Origin of the sequence: Helicobacter pullorum NCTC 12824 (genome assembly GCF_017979475.1) — a bacterium.
Lineage (GTDB): Bacteria > Campylobacterota > Campylobacteria > Campylobacterales > Helicobacteraceae > Helicobacter_D > Helicobacter_D pullorum.
Window position 1 is genome coordinate 169,901 of sequence record NZ_JAERIT010000003.1, and the last position, 20,194, is coordinate 190,094.

The following is a 20,194-nucleotide window of genomic DNA, read 5'->3' on the forward strand; positions in this document are numbered from 1 at the left end:
AAATGGCAAAATATGCAATGATTCACGATTCTATAAAATGTATTGGTTGTCAAGGTTGCACGATTGCTTGTAGGAGCGAAAATGCAGTTCCTGATGGCTTTTTTAGGCTTAAAGTAAAAATGGATGGACCCCATGGAGTTTTTCCAAATTTGTCTTTTAATTATGTGAGGCATTCTTGTGAAATGTGCGAACATACGCCCTGTGTGACGGTTTGTCCAACCCATGCTTCATTTATGGATGAAGATGGGATTGTGGATATTGATGCAAATAAATGCGTGGGCTGTCTTTATTGTGTGGTGGCTTGTCCATATAATGCGCGTTATGTCAATCCAGAAACAAAAGTTCCAGATAAGTGTAATTTTTGTAAGCATACCCACCTAAAGCAATATGGAGAGCCTGCTTGTGTTGCAGTATGTCCTACAGATGCGTTGATTTTTGGGGATTTAGATGATCCAAATAGTCCGATTTTTGATATTTTATCCACAAAACCTTTTATCACAAACAAGCCACATTTGGGGACAAAGCCAAAATTATTTGTTATTCCTAACAACAAAGGAGGTATTGAGCTATGAATGAGATTTGGGGACCGGAGAATCCGAGTATTGTATGGCATTGGTTGATTGCAGTTTATTTGTTTTTGGCGGGATTATCGAGCGGGGCGATGATGACGGCTTTGAGTGTGGAGTGGATGAATCCACAAAAGAAAGCCCCATGGGACGCATTTGTAAGAGCGGGAGTTTTGATTGCTCCATTGACAATTATTTTGGGATTAGTGCTTTTGATTTTTGATTTGACAAAACCACTTAATTTTTATCGTTTGCTGATTACCTATAATTTTAGCTCGGTGATGTCTTTGGGGGTGTTGTTGCTTCTTTTTTATACTCCGCTTTCTGTGGTATATGCAGTGATGAGGTATAGAAATGCACTTGAAAATAGCTTTTTGGGCGGATTAATGAAAACATTTAGTGGAATCTTAGATTGGCTTGAAGCACATTCTCTTTGGTTTGGACGATTGGTATTTGCTTTGGCTGCGGGTGTGGGGGTTTATACAGGATTCCTTCTTTCTGCGGTGCAAACATTCCCTCTTTATAATAGTCCTATTTTGCCTATTTTATTTCTTGCAAGTGGTTTATCTAGCGGAATTGCAGCTTGTATCTGTGTGGGATTGTTGTTTTTTGAAAAAGAAGTTTCACAAAATACTACTAAATATCTTTTGACAATGGATTTGCGGGTTATTCCTATTGAATCTTTGTTGCTTTTTGCACTTTTTGTGGGTTTATATTTTCAAGGAGGAGAAAAAGCGATAGCTGCAATTACTGCTTTAAGTGTTGGGGCTTGGGCGTGGGTATTTTGGCTTGGGGTGATTGGCTTTAGCGTGGTTATTCCGAGTGTGATTGCATTAACGGCACTTAAAAATCATGCCTATAAGGTTAATTTCATTCTTTTGAATGCGGTTTCTATTATGATTGGGGTTTTTGCATTAAGAATGTATATTTTGTATGCAGGGCAATTGCATTTGGGGATTTTATAATCCCCTTTGTGCTAAGTGGGTGCTTATGGCTTTTGTGCAAGCCCACGCACTAGCCCACGCAAAAGCAAGATTATATCCACCTCTATTACCAACTATATCTAGCATTTCTCCGATGAGATAGAGATTTTTAAACTTTTTGCTTTCAAAGGTTTGTTTTGAAATTTCATTTCCACTTACACCGCCTCCACTGACTTCCGCACTTTCAAAGCCATAATAACTTGGAGAATCTAAAAGTAGGTTTTTGAGTGTGTAGATTGTGTGTTTGATGGTTTTTGTGTTGGTGATTTTTAATTTGAGATTCTCGCTTAATAGTTGAGCTAGTTTGGGGTGAATAAAGCCGCTTAAAATTTCTTTTGTGCTTCTATTTGGGTAGCTTTTGATAAGATAAATCAAAGACTTTTCAAGTTGTTGGGAGGAAAAATTAGGCAATAAATCTAAGATGATTTTTGGATTTTTGGCTTGGTGCAAATAGGATGAAAGATCCAAAATGCCAAAGCCAGATACTCCATAATTGGTAAAAAGTATATCATCATAGGTTTTAAATAGAGTGGCATCATCGTCCTTTAGGGTGATGTTTGCTTTGATTTTAATACCGCTTAGATTGTTAATAGCAGTAGAGTTGAGTTTAAGAGGGACTAAAGAAGGGTAGGTGGGTAGAATCTCTAATCCTAATTTTTGAGCCAGAAGTAAGCCTTTGTCGCTTCCTCCGAGTTTTGGTGAGGCTTCACTGCCACAAGCAAGAATAACATGTGAAAAAGTATAAGAATTTTGGGTGCTTTGGAGGCAAAAAGATTCTTCTTTGTAAGAAAGAGAAAGAATTTCTTCTTGCAACTTCAAGGAAATATGAGATTCTTTGAGTAGGGATTCAAAGATATTGATGACAGATTTTGCACTGCTAGAGGCTGGATAGATTTTGCCATTATCTTTGCATTCTAAGAATAATCCGATTTTTTTGCAATGCTTTTCAAAAGCAAAATAATCAAAATTATTAAGAATAGTTTGGATTTCTTGAGGGGTGAAACTTGTACTTTGGTAGTATGAGTGTTTTAGGTTTTTATTGTGAATGTTGCAATGCCCATTACCGGTGGCTAGGAGTTTTTTGCCAAGGGTTTTATTTTTGTCAAAAAGAATAAGGGGAATCTTCAAAGAAGCAAGCAAGGTTGCACAAAAGATTCCACTAGCACCTGCACCGATGATAGCTATTTTGAAATTATTGGAAACTCCCATAAGACATTAGCTTATCATAGCGTGTTTGCAGATAGTTTTTATCATTTTGAATCTCTTTTAGTGAATTTAAAAAATATTCTTTGATGGCTTGTGCAGCCCCTTCTTTGTCTCTATGTGCTCCAATGATTGGCTCTTTGATGATATCATCAATGAGTTTTGCGGCTTTTAATTCATTGGGTGTGATTTTGAGTGCTTGCGTGGCATTTTCAATTTTACTTGGGTCATTCCATAAAATTGCCGCACAGCCCTCTGGGGAGATTACGCTAAACACAGAGTATTCCATCATTGCAAGCCTATCAGCAACGCTAATGGCTAAAGCTCCGCCACTTCCTCCCTCACCTATAACAATAGAGATTGTGGGGATTTTAAGTTGGCTAAATTCTTGAAGATTCTTTGCAATGGCTTCGCTTTGCCCTCTTTCTTCTGCACCAACTCCGGGATATGCACCGGGCGTATCTACAAACATTAAAAGCGGAATTTCAAATTTTTCAGCCATTTTTGCAACACGCAAGGCTTTGCGATAGCCTTCTGGGTTTGGCATACCAAAATTTCTTTGCAGTTTGTTTTTGGTCCCTCTACCTTTTTCTTCGCCAATTACCATTACTTTTTGATGGTCAATTTTCCCCAAAAAACAAACAATGGCATTATCATCGCTAAAATGTCTATCGCCATGAATTTCTATTGAATCTTTTAATAAAATTCCTATATAATCCATCGCATAGGGTCTATCAGGGTGTCTAGCTAATTGTAGCTTTTGGTAATCTGAGAGATTTGAATAAACTCTTTCTACTTCTTTTTCTAAATCTTTTTGAAGAATCTCTATGGCGTGTGTATCGCCCTTGAGTTGGGCAGTCGCGATATTTTCTTGAAGTGTTTTGATTTTGAGTTCGAAATCTAAATAGGTTGCCACTTTATTTACACTCTTTTGAAAATCACTACCCCATTGGTCCCACCAAAACCAAAGGAATTGCTCATGATTGTGTCAATTTTTGCTTCTCTAGCAACATTTGGAATATAATCTAAATCGCAATCGGGGTCTTTTTGCGTTTGATTGATTGTTGGGGGCAATATTCCTTTTTGCATTGCCATGATAGAAATAACTGCCTCTAGTCCTCCAGCAGCACCAAGACAATGCCCAATTTGTCCTTTTGTTGAGCTTACAGGAGGGACAGAACCATTGAATACTTTTTTTAATGCCAATGTTTCATAGTAATCGTTGTATTTGGTGCTAGTCCCGTGTGCATTGATATAATCAACTTGAGTATTTGCCATAGTAAGTGCCGCTTTCATTGCTCTATAAGCACCTTCTCCTTCGGGAGCTGGTGTAGTAATGTGATTTGCGTCTCCGCTTTCACCAAATCCAACTAATTCTGCATAAATCTTAGCACCCCTAGCTTTTGCGATTTCATAATCTTCCAATACAAGAGCCGCAGCCCCTTCTCCCATAACAAAACCACTTCTTTGTGCATCAAAAGGTCTTGAAGCGAGCTGTGGTTCATCATTCCTATCACAAAGTGCTTTCATCGCTGCAAATCCACCAATTCCAACTCCACATATCGCAGATTCCGCGGCCACTACAAGCATTCTATCCGCGCTATTTAACATAATGGTTTTAGCAGCTTCAATAATGCCATGAGTCCCTGCCGCACACGCTGTAACGCTTGCTAGATTTGGTCCTTTTAGTGAAAAATCAATCGAGATAAATCCACCAAGCATATTAACTAATGCAGAAGGAATAAAAAATGGAGAAATGCGTCTAGGACCTTTTTCAAAATTAATTACAGAGTTTTTTTCGATATTTCCTAATCCGCCAATACCAGAAGCGGAGCTGATTCCAAATCTTTCACCATCTACAAGTAAATTCTTTTGTGAATCTACTAGCCCACTATCTTCCATAGCTTCTTTGGAGGCTTTAATGCCAAGCTGAATAAATCGGTCTGCTTTTTTGACTTCTTTAGCATCCATTACGCTATTTGGATCAAAATCCGTAATTTCTGCAGCAATTTTTACGGGAAATTCCGAAGCGTCAAAAGAGGAGATTGTTTTAATTCCACATTTTCCTTCGATAATAGCTCTAAAAGAATCTTCTCTATTTAATCCCAAAGAATTAATCATTCCTATTCCTGTAACTACTACTCTTCGCATTTTCTATCCTCGCATATATAATTTTGTGTATGCCAAAAAGGCATACTTTATGTTTTTAGTTTTTTGCTTTTTCGATATAAGCTACAATATCGCCAACGGTTGAAATTTTTTCTGCATCTTCATCAGGCACATTAATATCAAATTTTTCTTCTAATGCCATAACAAGCTCTACAACATCCAAAGAATCTGCACCTAAATCTTCTACAAATCTTGATTCAGGCTTTATTTCACCTTCATTTACATTGAGCTGCTCTACTACAACTGCCTTTACATCATCAAAAATTGCCATTTAAATCTCCTTACAAAAATTCATAAATTGTTATTGTATCTAAGTTTTTCTTAAAAAAATTAAATTTTACATATATAATCCGCCATTTACTTTTAAAACCTCGCCAGTGATATAGTTTGCGTGGTCTGAAAGTAAAAATGCAACTGCTCCTGCAACCTCTTTGCCATTTCCAAATCTACCCAGTGGAATATTTGCAGCATAAGAAGCTTTGATTTCTTCTTTTAGGTTTTCTGTCATATCGCTTTGAATGAATCCCGGAGTAATGCAATTAAAGCGGATTGCTTTGCTTCCACCTTCTTTGGCAAAGGATTTTGTCATAGCTATCATACCGCCTTTGCTAGCTGCATAATTGCATTGCCCAATATTGCCGATTTCTCCTATGATAGAGGCGATATTAACTACGCTGCCATAACCTTGTTTTCTCATAATTTTTAATGCTTCTCTGCAACCAATAAAACAAGAAGTGAGATTAGCCTCTAAAACCCCATTAAAATCTTCTACCTGCATGCGCATAGAAAGTTTATCGTTGGTAATGCCTGCATTATTGACAAGATAGCTTAATTCTCCATCGCTACTAAGAATTGCTTCTATCCCGGCGATAAAATCTTTTTCATTAGTCGCATCAAAGCAAATAACAGCGGCTTGTCCTCCATTATTTTCTATTTCTTTTTTGAGATTATCTGCAAGTTCGGGTTTGGAGCGATAATTAATCCACACTTTTAAGCCCATTTGAGCGAGTTCTTTTGCAATTTCTGCACCAATTCCTTTGCTTGCACCTGTGATTAAAACATTTTTTCCGCGAAATTTCATTCTCTTTCCTTATGTTTGTTAAAATCCAAATTATACACAAAATCAATCATTTTTTACTTCATAAGTTAAAAAGTTTTTTTGGATATTTTTGATTGTCTTTGTGTCAATATTGAGTAATTTTAAGCCTTGTATTTCTAGGTTTTTTAAGTCATTTAGGCTTTGTAGTTGGCTTTTGGCACATTCTTTAAGTAGAATCCCTCGATAGTGTTTGGCATAGTGGCTAACAACTTTTGAATTTTTGAGGAAAATGGGTTCATAGATGATAAAGTCTTGTGGCAACTCTAAACATTTTTGATAAAAACCTGCGCGTAAATCCAAAATTTCTTTTTCTTTGTTGAGGAAATTTAGGAAATTTGCTCGGTTTTGTTTGTAAAAATTTTTGGTATCAAAATCCAAAAATCCTTCACCTTGTTTTAAATCATAATAGGGAATTTTATCTTCTGCCCTAAGAATCCCAAAAAGATTCGAAAAAATCAGCACTCGCTGTTTGAGATAATTTTGTTCTTTTGTGTTTAAAGCAAGAAAATCTAGTGCTTTATAGGCTACTCCACTATAACGCAAAATAGAATCCACAATAGGGGAATTGAGAATATTTTGTGCTAGAGCAAGTTCTTCTAGGGGAATGTGCTTAGTCCCAAAAAGTTTTTGGATAGCATAATCATTGCTTGTTTGTAGATAAGAGGCGTATTTTTCTAAAACTTCTTGTAGATTTTGTGCCAAAAAGTTATCATAGAATCTAGCTGTATTGAGAGTTTCTTTGGGGTGATGGAGGTGCTTTTTTTCACTTGGAGAAAATAAAAACCACATTGAAAACCTTGTTGGAGAATAAGCTTGAAAGCTAGGAAGCCGAATCCTAGCAACTATAAGTTGTTAAAAATTCAAATGGGTGTGGGCGTCCTTCCCAAGGCCAAATTTCTGTTTCAAATTTGAATTTTTTGTAAGTTTGAATAAATTCTTCAGAAAATACTGCCCCCTCTTTGAGATAAGCTCTATCTACAAGCATTTCTTCCACAGCGTGGCGTAAAGTGTGTGGGAGTTGTTTGATGCCTTTTTCGCGGATTTCATCAAGAGTTAATTCAAAGAGATTGACTTCCATAGGTTTGCCCGGATCGCATTTTTGTGTAATTCCATCAAGTCCAGCCATGAGTAATGCAGAAAATGCAAGATAAGGATTGCTAGAGCTATCAGGGAATCTAAATTCCATTCTCTTAGCTTTTTCTCCGCTATTATAGGGGATTCGGATACTAGCACTACGATTTTGTGCAGAATATGTAAGGATACTTGGTGCCTCAAAGCCCGGAATTAGTCTTTTATAAGAGTTTGTGCTTGCATTTGTAAAAGCTGCTAGTCCGCGCGCGTGTTTTAGCACTCCGCCCAGGAAGTGTAATGCCATTTCGCTTAAACCTTCGTATGCGTCCCCTGCAAAGAGGTTTTTCCCTTCTTTCCAAATGCTAATGTGCGTGTGCATTCCGCTGCCATTGTCGTTATAAAGCGGTTTTGGCATAAAAGTGGCAGTTTTGCCATTAAGGTGTGCAACCATTTTGACGACATATTTAAGCTTTTGGACATTGTCGGCTGCTTCGAGCATATCGCCAAATTTCACACCAATTTCACCTTGCCCTTGTGCTACTTCATGATGCACTACAAAAGTTTCTAAACCTACTTGATTAAGCACTTTAACCATTTCTGCACGGATATCTACCATAGAATCCACTGGAGCTACTGGGAAGTATCCCCCCTTTGTCCCGGGTCGATGCCCCATATTTACTCCATCAAATTCTTTGTCCCGATTCCATTCGCCTTCTTCTGTGTCGATTTCGTAATACTGGCAATTCACAGAATCTTTGATTTTGATAGAATCAAAGACAAAAAATTCATTTTCTGGTCCATAATATGCAACATCTCCAATCCCGCTCTCTTTTAGGTATTTCATCGCTCTTTTTACGATACTGCGAGGGCATTTCTCATAAGGTTCATTTTTGTAAATATCCCACACATCGCAGAAAACTACCATTGTTGTATCAGCGGTAAATGGGTCGATAAAATATCGCACAGGATCAGGAATCAAAATCATATCCGATTTATCTACAGGTTGCCAACCATGGATAGAGCTCGCATCAAAAGGGATTCCTTCAAAACTGCTTTCATCAATTGCACTTGCACTAAAAGAAAGATGGTGCCATATGCCTTTGATATCTGTGAATCTAAAATCTATGAATTCAACTTCATTTGCTTTGCATTCTTCAAAAAACTTTGCTACAGCTTTTGTGTCTATTTGTGGTCGTTGCATTAATGTTCCCTTGTTAAAATTTTTTGGAATCTTAGCATTTTTTTTGTTATTTCTAAGTTAAGTTTTAATAAAAGTCTATAATGTTGAATCGATGAATGCAGAAAGGATATTTATAGTTATCATTATTATATGATAGTTAGCAATCAAAATCGTTGTTAATAGGCATTATTAAACTATGAGAATATCCCATAATTTATTTAATAGCATTAATATTTAAGTTTATATTAATGGTGTTGTATTATAATTCCTAATTTTTGAGCTTAAATATCTTGAAAATTTAGGGGAGATAATGTCGTTGGGGGAGAAAAGTTTGATACAAAATTATTCTATCACGCCTCAAGACTTAGAAATGTTTGCAGAATATTTTTCTATTATTCATCATATTGATGGTAGAATCCGATTGCGTGCAAGTGCAAAATTAAAAAAATTCTTGCAAGAAAATGATACGATTAACCCCTTTAATATTTTAGAAGCAATAGAAGCTAGCCCCGCTATAAAATCTATCAAGTTTAATAAGATTATTGGCTCACTTACTATACAATATGATACTAATTTGTTTGAGCCTATTTATTGGGAATCTTGCATAAAGGGTGAGAGGCTTGAGGAAATTGCCAACAAAATTAATTGGATGATAAAAGAGATTTGATGACAACACAAGAGAAAATATTAATCGCATTAGATGATGAATACAAGGCATATAGTTTTTATAACAAGGCTATGCAGCTTTATGGAATGCCTTTTGCGAATTTGTTTCAATCAGAGGCAAACCATATCAACGCTTTAAGTTTGCATTTGCAAAATCTCAATGTGCCAATTCCGCAGAATCCTTATGAAGATATTGTGATACCTAATACTTTATCAGGGGCTTTAGAAGCGGCAATAGAGAATGAAAATCAAAATATCGCACTTTATAATTCTTTGATTGAGGGGGAGCAAGATTCTTTGGTGCTTGATACTTTTTATCGTTTGCAAGCTGCTTCTTTTAACAATCACATTCCTTCACTCTTTAATGCTTTGAATGCAAATACTGGTTTGCTGGATAAAATCAATAATGGCAGAGCACTTTTGAGTGAGACAGGAGAAATTGTAGCACAACTCCAAAATGGAGAGCTTACACAAGGACAGTTGGAGGCTTTCCTTAATAAGCTTAATTATTCCCTTATGGGCGGAATGATTTTGGGAGCGTTTGGGGCGATTATTCTCAATGAATTTTTAAATCAAAATAAGGAGTAAATTATGGCATTACCATTTATCGCAGGTTTAGTAATCGGGTCTGGAGTAGCATTGTTATTTACCAAAAAAGATATGCTTCAAAAGGGAGTTGATTTTGCAAAAAGTTTTGCTAAGCTAGATGGGGAAGATTGTGCAAAACCTAAAAAAGACAATGAGAAAACTCCAAATAATAATGTAGAAGTGAAGCGGGTTGTTAGAAAAAGACTTACAAAAAAATCACAAAAAGTAGAGTAAATAAGTTGAAGGATTATTGATGATAATAAATACAGGAATCCCGCGTTCTGTCGTTGGGCATACGATAAGTGGTTCAATTATCGGAGCTATGGTAAGCGGAGTTTATGAATATTCCAAATATAAAAAAGGTGAAGTGAGCAAAAGCGAAGCGATTAATACCACATTAAAAGCAACGCTTGAGGGAGGAATTATTGCAGCAAGTGGTATTGCAGCAACTAATGCACTTGGAAATCCTGCTAAAAAGCCTTTGTCAAATGCCCTAGAGGCAATGTCCTATGTAGCATTAGGGGTGGCTGGTGTATATGGAATCCAACAAGCTTTTAAGCAAAATTCACAAAATTTCACAACAAGGAGAGTAAATGACAAATCAACCAAATCCAAATAATCCCTATATACAAAATAATTCTACAAACACGCAGCAAAATGCAGATAAGCAAAACAATGGTATTTTGAATGTTTTTGGGGATCAAAACACACAAAAAGATTTTATCAAAGGTGCATTAATTGGTGCAGTGGCGACTTTTATTTTGACTAATGAAAATGCACAAAGAGCTATTTTCAAAGGATTTGCAAAAGTGAGCGGACTTTTTGAAGCAGGTATAGAGGAATTAAAAGAGCGTTATGAAGATGCCAAAGCAGAGGTAAATTCACAAGAATAAAATGCACACTCAATTTAAATACGCTCTAACGCTGAAACTTATCCATTCTACAAAGAATCGTGCAAGATTTAAATATTCTTGCTTGAAGGATTTTAGGGTTAATCCTATGCCTTTGCGTATCGAATTAGATAGCCTTCCAGGGATTTTAAATGTGCGTATTAATACAATATTGAATAATATTATTGTTCAATATAATGGGGATTTAGAGCGGATTCAAGAAACAATCTATCAAATTTTATTGAAGCATATTAAGCAGTGCAATATCCAAAAAAATGAAGATAGCTATTTAGCACTAAGAGATGAGATTCCAAGCTCAGCTGAAGTGGTGAGGGCTACAACAGCACTATTAGTTTCCCCTTTTTTGAATAGTTTGCCCCTTAAAATGGGATTTTCTCTTATTGCTTGTTTTCCTTTGCTTGTAAGTGGAATCAAAGAAACTTGGCAAAATGGCATTAATTCACGTACCCTAGAAGCAATGGCAGTGGCAATTTCCCTCTATTTGAGAGATTTTAAAACGGCTAATTCTACAAACTTTATGTTGGCACTTGGTGAATATATCGAAGAAATTACAATGTATAAGAGTGATGATTTAATCAAAGAGCTTTCTAAGCCAACTGGCGGAAATGCGTGGATTGAAGTTAGGGACAAAAATGGAATTTCTCTTAAACAAGTGTCAAGTGAAGAATTAAAGATTGGGGATATTGTCGTTATAGGAGCGGGGGAAACGATTTTGATTGATGGGCATATCATCAAAGGGGAAGCGTTAGTTAATCAAATTTCTATGACAGGGGAGGCTACTCCAACTTACAAAGGTAGAGGAGATAGAGTTTTATCTGGCACAATTGTCCAAGAAGGTAATATTAGGGTGTGGGCAGAAAGTGTGGGCGGTGATACCGCAATGGCACGAATTAAAAATTATATTGAAGAAACTTTGGTGCAAAAATCCGCAAAAGAATTAAGTGCTTCTAAGATGGCAGATTCTTTAGTCCCTATTACTTTGGGATTGTCTATTTTTTCTTATCTTTTTACGCGAGATTTAATGCGTGCTGCAAGTGTTTTGCAGGCAGATTATTCTTGTGCGTTGAAGCTAACTACGCCCGTGGCTTTTAAATCTGCTATTTCAAGTGCGGGGAAAGAAGGGATTATTATAAAGGGTGCAAAAAGCCTAGAATCTTTGCAAATGAGCGAAGTGTTTATTTTTGACAAAACAGGCACTCTAACCAAAGGGGATTTGGAGGTTTTGGAAGTTTATTCTTTTTCAAAAGAGTGGAATGAAGATTTGATTTTGAATCTTGCTGCAAGTATCGAAGAGCATTATTTTCATCCTGTTGCACAAGCAGTAGTAAAAGCCGCAAAGGAAAAGGAATTTGTGCATTTTCATCACGATGAAGTTACTTTTATTGTTGCACATGGGGTAAAAAGCGAAATTAATGGCAAGAGCGTTGTGATTGGAAGTCGGCATTTTTTGGAAGATGATGAGGGGATTTCTTTCATCCAGCATCAAAATGAAATACAAAAAATCTTAAAAAGAGGCGAAACCCTGCTTTTTATTGGTTATGATTCTAAGCTGTTGGGTGTAATTTTGCTCAAAGACATTTTGAGAGAAAATTCTAAGAGAGCTTTGGAGAGATTGAGGCAAAGTGGAGTAAAAGAAATTATTATGCTAACAGGCGATACCAAACAAAAAGCCGCACAAATTGCAAAAGAGCTTGGGATAAATCGCTATTATGCCGAGCTTTTGCCCACGCAAAAAGCAGAGATTTTAGAGCAAATTATGCAAGAGGGCAAGAAGGTTGCTTTTGTGGGCGATGGCATTAATGATGCACCCGCACTCATTAAGGCTGATACGGGCATAGGAATGCACAAAGGGGCGGATATTGCTAAAGCAAGTGCCGATGTTGTTTTGTTGCGTGATGATATTGAAGCGGTAGCTGAAGCAAGGGAGCTTGCTATTGCATGTCTTAATAAAGTGCAAAGGAATTTTAAAATCACAGTGGGAATTAATAGTTTGATTTTGGGATTGGCGACTTTTGGCAAACTTTCTGCGATTCAAACAGCTTTTGCACATAATGGCACAACCATTGCACTTTTGTTTAATGCGATTCAAAAAATCAAAGTAAAAAAGGAATAAAATGTATTTCATCTTATGGGCAGCGACTGCTGTAAGTGGAGCTTTGATGGCAAAAACGATTCATCAAAGTTATAAAAAATATCAAAAATACACAAAGAAGAAATATGAAAAAAACGAAGCTAGAAACTAAAAGAGAAATTGCAAAGATTGGAATGGCTACAAGCCTATTTTTAACAGCAGGAAGCACAATGTTTTTAAAAAATAAAGCAGCTAGACGCTTACACATTGGTGCTGGAATTGCGTTGATTGGATTTTCTTTGTGGCATACTTCGCTGTATCCTAAAGAAAAAAAATCCACAAAGAAGCTGGAAAAATCTTAAAATTTCACATTCCCTTTATTTTTCTGTGCTATGATTTTAATCAATTAAAAAATAAGGTATTAATTTGTTTCGGATAATTTTGGGAATAGTTGTTTTTATTGTTTTTGTGGGTTGTTCTACAAAGCTCCCAACTGATGCAGAAATTACGCAAAAAATTCCACAAGAATTTGCTAATCAAAGTATTTTAGAGCAAATTTCTAAACAAAATCGCACTCAAGAGATTTTGCCTCCACAAGAGCAAATCAAGATTCTTTTTGATGATGAGGTGTTCAATGAGTTAGTGGAAATTGCCATTAAGCAAAATATGGATTTACAGATTGCCAAAGCTAGAATCCTTCAAGCACGTAGCCAGTTAAAAAGTGCGTGGGGTGAGTTATTTCCTCAAGTGAGTGCAAATCTTAGTGCCACAGATAGTCATTCTAGGGGGAATTCTTCTAGTCTTAATGGAAGCTCTATTGTAGAATCTTCTAGCCAAAATACGCAAATTGGTGCAACACTTTCGTGGGAAGTGGATTTGTTTGGTCGTTTAAATGCGGCTAAAAATGCTCAAGAATCTTTTTATTATCAATCTTTAGAAGATTTATCTAATGCGCAAATTACGCTTTTGGGGGATTTGGCAAATCTTTATTTTACACTTAGGGAGACTTCTTTAAATATCGTGCTAACCAAAGAAAATATTTTGTATTATCAGGATATTTTGGAATTAACGCGTCTTAAAGTCGAGAATGGATTGCTTGATAGCACGGAGCTTTTTGATGCTCAAGATATGCTAACTGATGAACAAAATACATTAGAGCAGCTAAAAACTTTGCAAGAAGAAACTAAAAATGCACTTTTGGTTTTGCTAGATATTAAGAATCTGCCTTTTAATTTAGTGGGGAATTATCATTTTGTTATCCCAAATAATTTTTCGCTTCAGACTACTCCAGCAGATGTTTTGCTTTTTCGCCCGGATATCAAGGCATCTATCCAGAGTCTTTATGCACAAGTTTATACTAAGGCTAATGCCAAAGCTAGCCTTTTTCCGATTCTTTCTTTGAGTGCGGATTTGAGTGATGTGTTGGGTTCATCAGAGGGAAATGCTGGGAATCTTGCATGGAGTTTGGCAGCAAGTTTGGCAGCTCCGATTTTAAATCGCACGCAGCTAACGCAAAACTATTTTTTACAAGATGCTATTTTGCAAGAGACTTACTTGACTTTGCAAAAGAATCTCAATACCGCATTAGGTGAAATTGAAAATGCTATTTTTAATACCAAAAGCACAGAATTGCAAACTCAAAACAATCAGCAAAGATTGGAAAATGCAAAAAGTTATTATGAATTTTCGGCTAATAGGCGTTCAATTGGGTTGATTGATGAGTTAGAACATCTTACTAACAAAGCCTCACTTAACAATTCCCAAAAGAATCTCAATACCTCTAAAAATTCTCAATTACAAGCCATAATAGTTTTGTTTAAGGCTTTTGGTGGAAATTTCTATCTTTCAAAGGAAGCAAAATGACAGATACACAAAATATTTTAAATACTATCAATCCCAAAAGAAATTATAAAAAAATGTTTTTATTGTGGGGAATGGTGTGTGCGATTTTTGTTGTTATAGTGGGTGGAATTTATTGGTGGAATAATAGAAAGCCTGATATTACCTATGAGGCACAAAAGGCATTTATGGGGGATATTTCAAGCACAATTAGTGCTAATGGAACTCTCTCGCCAACTAATGAAGTTTCAATTGGAACAGTAATTTCTGGGATAGTGCTTGAGGTGTTAGTTGATGTGAATGATGAAGTGAAAAAGGGGCAGATTTTAGCAAGGATAGATCCAGAAAGTATTGAGCAAGACCTTTATCGTTACCAAGCTCAATTAGAAAGCGCAAAGGCTCAATTAAAAAGTGCAGAGGTAAGTTTAGATGAAAAAGAATGGCAATACAAACAATACCAAGATCTTTATCAAAAAACCAATGGCAAAACCCCATCTATTTTAGAGCTAGAAACAGCAAAAACTGCTTATAATGACGCTTTGAGTAATGTAGAAATAAGAAAGGCTAGTATTAAAGAAATTGAAACTTCGATTCGTTCTACTGAAGTTGATTTAAAAAATTCAAAAATCACAAGCCCAATTGATGGAGTGGTATTGCAGCGTTCTATCGAAGTTGGGCAGAGTGTAGCAGCAAGCTTTCAAGCGCCGGAATTTTTTATTGTTGCAGAGAGTTTGGAGGAAATGGAGCTAAATGCAAGCATTTCAGAGGCAGATATCGGCAAGGTGAAGGTGGGGCAGAAAGTGGAGTTTAGCGTAGATTCCTATCCTACAAAAATTTTTAAAGCAGCAGTAGATAGAGTAAATTATGGCTCTTCTAACGCCTCTAGTTCTTCTAGCTCTTCTTCTAGTTCCACGACTACCACTTCAAGTGAAATTGTGAGCTATGAGGCAAGGATTTATGTAGATAACAAAGATTTGCTTTTGCGTCCGGGAATGAGTGCGACAGCTGATATTGAAGTATCTAGTGCCAAAAATACTCTTCTTGTCCCATCAAGTGCGCTTTATTTTACCCCAAGTATCCAAACAGACAATAAAAAGAAATCAAATTCTTTTAATCCTTTTGCGCAGATGCGTCCAAAACGCGATAAAAAAACTAATATCCAACAAGAAGTTAGTAATGGAGCGGTATGGATTTTGGAAAATGGAAGCCCAAAAAAAGTAGAAGTAGAAGTGGGGATGAGTGATGGGCAAAATACGCAGATTTTTAGCGATGTTATCAAGCCAGAAATGCTTGTCATTACAGGTCAAAAACAAGGGAAATAATGGGATTTATCAAATTAATTGATATTCATAAAAGCTATGGGAAGCCCCCAAATGTTTTTGAGGCATTAAGGGGCGTGAATCTTGAAATCTCTCAAGGGGAATTTGTCGCATTAATGGGACCTAGTGGGAGCGGTAAATCTACAATGGCAAATATTCTTGGTTGTCTTGATAGTCCAACAAAGGGGATTTATGATTTTTGTGGAGTGAATGTTTGTGATTTGAATCTCAAACAAAAAGCGCTTTTAAGGCGGCATTATATCGGCTTTATATTTCAAGGATTTAATTTGCTCCCGCGGACAACAGCGCTAGAAAATGTTGAATTGCCATTGCTTTATAGGCAAGTCCCCAAAAAGGAGCGTCTTAGGCTATCTATGGAGGCATTAGAAATGGTGGGATTAGATAAGTGGTATAACCATAGTAGCAATGAGCTAAGTGGTGGGCAGCAGCAGAGGGTGGCTATTGCTAGGGCTATTGCCTCTAAACCGCTTTTTTTGCTTGCAGATGAACCAACAGGGAATCTTGATACCAAAAGAAGCATTGAAATTATGGAGATTTTATCTCGTTTGAATTTGGAATCTAAAATCACTATTTTGATGGTAACCCACGAACCAGATATGGCAAAGTATGCCACAAGAGAAATTGTCTTTTTAGATGGCAAAGTGCGGTCAGATTCAAAGGTAATAAAATGATCTTAAATGCTTTTTTCTTGGCTTTTAGGCAGATTCGTAGGAATTTTTTGCGTGCGATTCTTACAATGCTTGGCGTGATTATCGGTGTTGGGGCGGTGATTATTATGATAACTCTTGGTAATGGCACCACACAAGTAATCACAGAGAGAATGAGTAGTCTTGGAAGCAATATTTTGTTGGTTTTCCCAGCACGCGATCAAACTCCCGGAAAGGGAGGAAGAAAGCAATTTATGCTACAAGATGTTGAGGATTTGGAATTGCAAATTGGGCATTTGGTGCGAGCAATTGCACCGCTCTCTTCTACAAGTGTTTTGGCTCAATTTCGTCAAGGCAATACCCAAACTCAAGCACAAGGTATCAATGCGGATTATTTTATCGCAACTAATTGGGAAGTAACGCAAGGGAGAAATTTCACCAAAGAAGAATATAGAGCAGGGAGCAATGTTTGTGTTATTGGTGAGAGTGTGCGTAAGAATCTCTTTAATACAAGCAATGTGAATCCTTTGGGTATGCGTATTAAGCTTGGAAGTATTGTCTGTGATTGTGTTGGGATTTTGGAGAGTAAGGGACAAGGTGCAATGGGAAATGATCAAGATGATGTGATTTTGTTGCCGCTTAAAACTTATCAACGCAGTATTTCAAAGTCTGATTCGCTTTATAATATTAGCCGACTTATGATTTCGCTAAAAGATGAAGTGGATTCGACTATGGCAGTAGGGGAAATTACAGAGGCATTAAGGGGGATACGCAATATTCGCGAGGGTCAAAAAGATGATTTTGAGATTATGGATACAAAGCAAATTATTGAAATGATGAAAAGCACCACTGCCAACCTTACGCTTTTTTTGGGGGCAATTGCTGGGGTAAGCTTGATTGTGGGTGGAATTGGGATTATGAATATTATGCTTGTTTCTGTTACAGAGAGGACTAAGGAAATTGGCACGCGTCTTGCTATTGGGGCTTTGGAAAGTGAGGTATTGTTGCAATTTTTGATTGAAGCAGTAACTTTGAGTTCGCTTGGAGGGCTTATTGGGATTATTTTGGCGTTTTTTGGCTCTCTTGGGATTAGCCATTTGATGCAGATTCCTTTTGATTTTGATTATAGTGTGGCATTGATTGCATTTATTTTTTCTGCATTTATTGGGATTTTGTTTGGGTATCTTCCTGCTAGGAGAGCTTCAAGGTTGAATCCTATTGACGCATTAAGGCATGAATAGCAATGTTTGTTGCATAGCAAATTAGTTCAATAATTGCATGGTTTTAATGAGGAGATAATACCGCAGTCCTTTGCCAAGGGCGATGAAAAAAGTAGCTTTCCAAAAAGGGTATTTTACAGCCCCCAAAGCAAGTGCAAAAACATCTCCCAAAAAGGGCAAGAAACTCAAAAAAGCCCCGATAAATCCATATTTACTAACAAAATTGAGGTATTTTTGGTATTTTGTAAGCCTTTTTGCATTTTCCTCTTGTTTGCTTCTTTTTGTAATTTCTTTGGCTTTTGAAAAATATCTCCCCAAAATAAAATTCTCTCCGATTCTTCCCACGGCATAGGTGCTAAGAGAGCCTAGTGTATTGCCTAATGTAGCGACGCTCCACACAAGAATCAAAGAATAATCTAAAGTCGCAAAAAAGGCAACAAAAGCCTCAGAACCTAAGGGATAGAGGCTGCTTGAGAGGAAGCAGATTCCAAAAAGCCCAAGCAAGCCGAGTGTTTCTAGAGCTTGCATGGTTTTTGAGGGCTTTTGGGGGTTGGATTTAGGGGGCTTACGCCTATGGCATTTAGAATTGCATGGCTTAGATTTGTGAAGTTTATGAGGCTTGATTTCATAGGGCGCATTGAGTTTGGAGCTGTGCTGTTTGATTTTTGAAAATTCATCGGACTAGACTTGTAGAATCTCATTTGCAAGTTAGATTTATAGCCTAGATTCGCACTGCAATGCCTCTTTCTCTAAGAAAGTGCTTTAGGCTAGCAATTTGGATTTCTTGATAATGGAAGATTGAAGCAGCAAGGGCGGCGTCTGCACCATTTAACAAAGCCTCCAAAATATGCTCTTTGCTCCCAGCACCACCGCTTGCGATGAGTGGAATATCCACAAGATTTGAGATTTTTTGAAGTTGTGGCAAATCATAGCCATTTTTGGTGCCATCGCAATCCATACTTGTAAGCAAAATCTCTCCAGCACCCCTTTCATACGCTTCTTTTGCCCATTGCTCTAAGTCAATCCCTGTATTTTTTCTACCCCCATGGGTATAGACTTCCCAACCTTTTTTGTTTTCAGTCATCTTAGCATCAATAGCCACTACAATACATTGTGAGCCAAATCGTTTAGCGCCCTGTGTGATTAAATCCGGATTGGCAATGGCAGAGGAATTCAAGCTAATTTTGTCACAGCCCACATTTAAAAGATTGTAAATATCCTCTAGGCTTTTTATCCCGCCCCCAACAGTTAGAGGAATAAAAATCTCTTTAGCGACGGATTTTACCATTTCTATTGTGGTTTTACGCCCATCGCTTGTTGCGGTAATATCCAAAAAGGTAATTTCATCTGCACCCTCATCATTGTAGCGTTTTGCCACCTCTATGGGATCTCCAGCATCTTGCAATCCAAGGAAATTGACGCCTTTAACCACGCGTCCATCTTTGATATCAAGACAAGGGATAATTCGTTTTGTAAGTGTGGCAGTCATTTGATTCCTTTTTTTTGAATATGGTTTAAAATTCTAACAAAAAATTTTGGTAAAAGTTTTGTTATAATCCCAAAAATCAATTTTATTTGACAAGGGAAGAAACTATGCAAGAATCACAAGATATTTCTAATAAGCAACCACGCGTTTTTTCGGGCATTCAGCCAACGGGGAATATTCATTTGGGAAATTATCTTGGAGCAGTAAAAAATTGGGTAGAGAGACAAAATGAATATGAAAATATTTTTTGTGTAGTCAATTCTCATGCAATTACAATCCCTCAAAATCCCAAAATACTAAAAGAAAAGACTTTTGAGCTTTGTGCTATGTTGCTTGCTTGTGGGATTGATCCTAAGAAATCTACGCTTTTTATTCAATCTGAGATTCAAGAACACACTTCGCTAGCTTGGCTTTTGACTTGTATTACGCCTATGGGAGATTTGAGTCGTATGACACAATTTAAAGACAAAAGTCAAAAGAATCCCAAAAGCATTTTTGCAGGACTTTTTAATTATCCAAATTTGATGAGTGCGGATATTTTGCTCTATAAAAGCGAGTATGTGCCTGTGGGGGAAGACCAAAAGCAACATATTGAATTAGCAAGGGATACAGCGATGAGGTTTAATCGTGATTTTGGGGAAACCTTTGTCGTGCCTAAGCCTCTTATCCAAAAAGAAGGTGCTAGGATTATGGGGCTTGATGATCCTACCAAAAAAATGAGCAAAAGCTCTGGAGATAAGCCAAATCACCTTATAGCCTTGTTAGATAGCCCCGATGAGATTCTAAGAAAATTCAAAAAAGCAACGACAGATTCTGAAGGCTTGATTGCTTTTGATGAAAATAGGGCTGGGGTTTATAATCTTTTGAGTATTTATCAATGCTTTAGCAAAGAAACTAAAGAGCAAATTGAGAGCTTTTTTGCGGGTAAAGGCTATGGAGAATTGAAAGCAAAAGTAGCGGAGATTGTGATTGAAAATCTAAAGCCAATCCGAGAATCTTATGAGAAACTCATCGCAGATTCGAGCTATTTGCATAAAATTTTAGAGGAGGGTGCAGAAACTGCAAGAGAAATAGCCCAAAAAACCTACAAGGACGCCAAAGAAAAAATGGGGCTTGTGTAAGCCTCACTTTTGTTAATTTGGGAGGTTTGGCGTT

At 37.0% G+C, this 20,194-nt stretch carries 24 protein-coding genes; 15 read left to right on the plus strand and 9 right to left on the minus strand.

The window, feature by feature from the left end; all coding sequences use genetic code 11:
- Positions 1–2 precede the first annotated feature (2 nt).
- A complete protein-coding gene (locus JJQ98_RS03495) occupies positions 3–572 on the plus strand; it encodes a 4Fe-4S dicluster domain-containing protein (RefSeq protein ID WP_005021831.1) in 570 nt (189 codons plus the stop codon).
- A complete protein-coding gene (nrfD, locus tag JJQ98_RS03500; RefSeq protein WP_060662950.1) occupies positions 569–1,531 on the plus strand; it encodes an NrfD/PsrC family molybdoenzyme membrane anchor subunit in 963 nt (320 codons plus the stop codon). Before JJQ98_RS03495 ends, nrfD begins: the two co-directional genes overlap by 4 nt.
- Here nrfD and JJQ98_RS03505 read toward each other — a convergent pair.
- From JJQ98_RS03505 to glnA, 7 genes are all read right to left on the minus strand, one after another.
- On the minus strand, positions 1,526–2,758 hold the full coding sequence (locus JJQ98_RS03505; RefSeq protein WP_065828605.1) for an aminoacetone oxidase family FAD-binding enzyme: 1,233 nt from the start codon (positions 2,756–2,758) through the stop codon (positions 1,526–1,528). The two genes, nrfD and JJQ98_RS03505, sit on opposite strands and share 6 nt — an antisense overlap.
- Positions 2,742–3,668: an acetyl-CoA carboxylase carboxyl transferase subunit alpha gene (accA, locus tag JJQ98_RS03510; protein ID WP_005021834.1), complete on the minus strand. Its 927-nt coding sequence runs from the start codon at positions 3,666–3,668 to the stop codon at positions 2,742–2,744. The genes JJQ98_RS03505 and accA overlap by 17 nt, the downstream gene beginning before the upstream one ends.
- 5 nt (positions 3,669–3,673) lie before the next feature.
- Entirely contained in the window at positions 3,674–4,903 is a 1,230-nt protein-coding gene (locus JJQ98_RS03515) for a beta-ketoacyl-ACP synthase II (protein ID WP_065826853.1), read from the minus strand.
- Between the two features lie 55 nt (positions 4,904–4,958).
- Positions 4,959–5,192: an acyl carrier protein gene (gene acpP, locus JJQ98_RS03520; protein WP_005021837.1), complete on the minus strand. Its 234-nt coding sequence runs from the start codon at positions 5,190–5,192 to the stop codon at positions 4,959–4,961.
- A 66-nt stretch (positions 5,193–5,258) separates the two neighbouring features.
- A complete protein-coding gene (fabG, locus tag JJQ98_RS03525) occupies positions 5,259–6,002 on the minus strand; it encodes a 3-oxoacyl-ACP reductase FabG (protein ID WP_005021838.1) in 744 nt (247 codons plus the stop codon).
- A gap of 42 nt (positions 6,003–6,044) precedes the next feature.
- Entirely contained in the window at positions 6,045–6,809 is a 765-nt protein-coding gene (locus JJQ98_RS03530; protein WP_005021839.1) for a YaaA family protein, read from the minus strand.
- Positions 6,810–6,855: 46 nt separating this feature from the next.
- Positions 6,856–8,292: a type I glutamate--ammonia ligase gene (glnA, locus tag JJQ98_RS03535; protein ID WP_005021841.1), complete on the minus strand. Its 1,437-nt coding sequence runs from the start codon at positions 8,290–8,292 to the stop codon at positions 6,856–6,858.
- A 289-nt stretch (positions 8,293–8,581) separates the two neighbouring features.
- On the opposite strand from glnA, the gene JJQ98_RS03540 reads away from it, so the two are divergent.
- From JJQ98_RS03540 to JJQ98_RS03590, 12 genes are all read left to right on the plus strand, one after another.
- Positions 8,582–8,938 carry an HMA2 domain-containing protein gene (locus JJQ98_RS03540; RefSeq protein ID WP_247596672.1) on the plus strand — a complete coding sequence of 119 codons (357 nt, stop codon included), beginning with the start codon at positions 8,582–8,584 and terminating at the stop codon, positions 8,936–8,938.
- On the plus strand, positions 8,938–9,525 hold the full coding sequence (locus JJQ98_RS03545) for a ferritin-like domain-containing protein (RefSeq protein ID WP_054198047.1): 588 nt from the start codon (positions 8,938–8,940) through the stop codon (positions 9,523–9,525). Before JJQ98_RS03540 ends, JJQ98_RS03545 begins: the two co-directional genes overlap by 1 nt.
- Before the next feature lie 3 nt (positions 9,526–9,528).
- Complete coding sequence (locus JJQ98_RS03550; protein WP_005021849.1) at positions 9,529–9,759, plus strand: hypothetical protein; 231 nt, start codon at positions 9,529–9,531, stop codon at positions 9,757–9,759.
- Positions 9,760–9,778: 19 nt separating this feature from the next.
- Entirely contained in the window at positions 9,779–10,144 is a 366-nt protein-coding gene (locus JJQ98_RS03555; protein WP_005021852.1) for a magnetosome protein MamC family protein, read from the plus strand.
- Positions 10,119–10,418 carry a hypothetical protein gene (locus tag JJQ98_RS08800; RefSeq protein WP_005021855.1) on the plus strand — a complete coding sequence of 100 codons (300 nt, stop codon included), beginning with the start codon at positions 10,119–10,121 and terminating at the stop codon, positions 10,416–10,418. Before JJQ98_RS03555 ends, JJQ98_RS08800 begins: the two co-directional genes overlap by 26 nt.
- A gap of 1 nt (position 10,419) precedes the next feature.
- Complete coding sequence (locus JJQ98_RS03565) at positions 10,420–12,549, plus strand: heavy metal translocating P-type ATPase (RefSeq protein ID WP_151104860.1); 2,130 nt, start codon at positions 10,420–10,422, stop codon at positions 12,547–12,549.
- A 1-nt stretch (position 12,550) separates the two neighbouring features.
- Entirely contained in the window at positions 12,551–12,679 is a 129-nt protein-coding gene (locus JJQ98_RS08895) for a hypothetical protein (protein WP_005021859.1), read from the plus strand.
- Positions 12,654–12,869, plus strand: coding sequence for a hypothetical protein (locus JJQ98_RS03570; RefSeq protein WP_005021861.1), 216 nt, complete (start codon positions 12,654–12,656; stop codon positions 12,867–12,869). Before JJQ98_RS08895 ends, JJQ98_RS03570 begins: the two co-directional genes overlap by 26 nt.
- Positions 12,870–12,933: 64 nt before the next feature.
- Positions 12,934–14,370: a TolC family protein gene (locus JJQ98_RS03575; protein WP_054195308.1), complete on the plus strand. Its 1,437-nt coding sequence runs from the start codon at positions 12,934–12,936 to the stop codon at positions 14,368–14,370.
- Positions 14,367–15,668: an efflux RND transporter periplasmic adaptor subunit gene (locus tag JJQ98_RS03580; protein WP_151104861.1), complete on the plus strand. Its 1,302-nt coding sequence runs from the start codon at positions 14,367–14,369 to the stop codon at positions 15,666–15,668. The genes JJQ98_RS03575 and JJQ98_RS03580 overlap by 4 nt, the downstream gene beginning before the upstream one ends.
- Positions 15,668–16,357 (plus strand): ABC transporter ATP-binding protein, encoded by a 690-nt coding sequence (locus JJQ98_RS03585; RefSeq protein ID WP_005021866.1) that lies wholly within the window; start codon positions 15,668–15,670, stop codon positions 16,355–16,357. Before JJQ98_RS03580 ends, JJQ98_RS03585 begins: the two co-directional genes overlap by 1 nt.
- Positions 16,354–17,574 (plus strand): ABC transporter permease, encoded by a 1,221-nt coding sequence (locus tag JJQ98_RS03590; RefSeq protein WP_151104862.1) that lies wholly within the window; start codon positions 16,354–16,356, stop codon positions 17,572–17,574. The genes JJQ98_RS03585 and JJQ98_RS03590 overlap by 4 nt, the downstream gene beginning before the upstream one ends.
- A 21-nt stretch (positions 17,575–17,595) precedes the next feature.
- Here JJQ98_RS03590 and JJQ98_RS03595 read toward each other — a convergent pair whose 3' ends face one another.
- The gene (locus tag JJQ98_RS03595; protein ID WP_151104863.1) at positions 17,596–18,081 is read right to left on the minus strand and encodes a YqaA family protein; all 486 of its coding nucleotides are present in this window, start codon (positions 18,079–18,081) and stop codon (positions 17,596–17,598) included.
- Between the two features lie 193 nt (positions 18,082–18,274).
- The gene (hisF, locus tag JJQ98_RS03600) at positions 18,275–19,042 is read right to left on the minus strand and encodes an imidazole glycerol phosphate synthase subunit HisF (RefSeq protein ID WP_005021869.1); all 768 of its coding nucleotides are present in this window, start codon (positions 19,040–19,042) and stop codon (positions 18,275–18,277) included.
- 104 nt (positions 19,043–19,146) lie between these two features.
- Here hisF and trpS point away from each other — a divergent pair, with 104 nt between their 5' ends.
- A complete protein-coding gene (trpS, locus tag JJQ98_RS03605) occupies positions 19,147–20,160 on the plus strand; it encodes a tryptophan--tRNA ligase (RefSeq protein WP_005021871.1) in 1,014 nt (337 codons plus the stop codon).
- Positions 20,161–20,194: the final 34 nt, after the last annotated feature.

Bases quoted from the DNA above. Each gene is read 5' to 3' on its own strand.
- JJQ98_RS03495 (WP_005021831.1), top strand. From the start codon at position 3: ATGGCAAAATATGCAATGATTCACGATTCTATAAAATGTATTGGTTGT.
- nrfD (WP_060662950.1), top strand. From the start codon at position 569: ATGAATGAGATTTGGGGACCGGAGAATCCGAGTATTGTATGGCATTGG.
- JJQ98_RS03505 (WP_065828605.1), bottom strand. From the start codon at position 2,758: ATGGGAGTTTCCAATAATTTCAAAATAGCTATCATCGGTGCAGGTGCT.
- JJQ98_RS03515 (WP_065826853.1), bottom strand. From the start codon at position 4,903: ATGCGAAGAGTAGTAGTTACAGGAATAGGAATGATTAATTCTTTGGGA.
- acpP (WP_005021837.1), bottom strand. From the start codon at position 5,192: ATGGCAATTTTTGATGATGTAAAGGCAGTTGTAGTAGAGCAGCTCAAT.
- fabG (WP_005021838.1), bottom strand. From the start codon at position 6,002: ATGAAATTTCGCGGAAAAAATGTTTTAATCACAGGTGCAAGCAAAGGA.
- JJQ98_RS03530 (WP_005021839.1), bottom strand. From the start codon at position 6,809: ATGTGGTTTTTATTTTCTCCAAGTGAAAAAAAGCACCTCCATCACCCC.
- glnA (WP_005021841.1), bottom strand. From the start codon at position 8,292: ATGCAACGACCACAAATAGACACAAAAGCTGTAGCAAAGTTTTTTGAA.
- JJQ98_RS03540 (WP_247596672.1), top strand. From the start codon at position 8,582: ATGTCGTTGGGGGAGAAAAGTTTGATACAAAATTATTCTATCACGCCT.
- JJQ98_RS03545 (WP_054198047.1), top strand. From the start codon at position 8,938: ATGACAACACAAGAGAAAATATTAATCGCATTAGATGATGAATACAAG.
- JJQ98_RS03550 (WP_005021849.1), top strand. From the start codon at position 9,529: ATGGCATTACCATTTATCGCAGGTTTAGTAATCGGGTCTGGAGTAGCA.
- JJQ98_RS03555 (WP_005021852.1), top strand. From the start codon at position 9,779: ATGATAATAAATACAGGAATCCCGCGTTCTGTCGTTGGGCATACGATA.
- JJQ98_RS08800 (WP_005021855.1), top strand. From the start codon at position 10,119: ATGACAAATCAACCAAATCCAAATAATCCCTATATACAAAATAATTCT.
- JJQ98_RS03565 (WP_151104860.1), top strand. From the start codon at position 10,420: ATGCACACTCAATTTAAATACGCTCTAACGCTGAAACTTATCCATTCT.
- JJQ98_RS08895 (WP_005021859.1), top strand. From the start codon at position 12,551: ATGTATTTCATCTTATGGGCAGCGACTGCTGTAAGTGGAGCTTTGATG.
- JJQ98_RS03570 (WP_005021861.1), top strand. From the start codon at position 12,654: ATGAAAAAAACGAAGCTAGAAACTAAAAGAGAAATTGCAAAGATTGGA.
- JJQ98_RS03580 (WP_151104861.1), top strand. From the start codon at position 14,367: ATGACAGATACACAAAATATTTTAAATACTATCAATCCCAAAAGAAAT.
- JJQ98_RS03585 (WP_005021866.1), top strand. From the start codon at position 15,668: ATGGGATTTATCAAATTAATTGATATTCATAAAAGCTATGGGAAGCCC.
- JJQ98_RS03590 (WP_151104862.1), top strand. From the start codon at position 16,354: ATGATCTTAAATGCTTTTTTCTTGGCTTTTAGGCAGATTCGTAGGAAT.
- JJQ98_RS03595 (WP_151104863.1), bottom strand. From the start codon at position 18,081: ATGCAAGCTCTAGAAACACTCGGCTTGCTTGGGCTTTTTGGAATCTGC.
- hisF (WP_005021869.1), bottom strand. From the start codon at position 19,042: ATGACTGCCACACTTACAAAACGAATTATCCCTTGTCTTGATATCAAA.
- trpS (WP_005021871.1), top strand. From the start codon at position 19,147: ATGCAAGAATCACAAGATATTTCTAATAAGCAACCACGCGTTTTTTCG.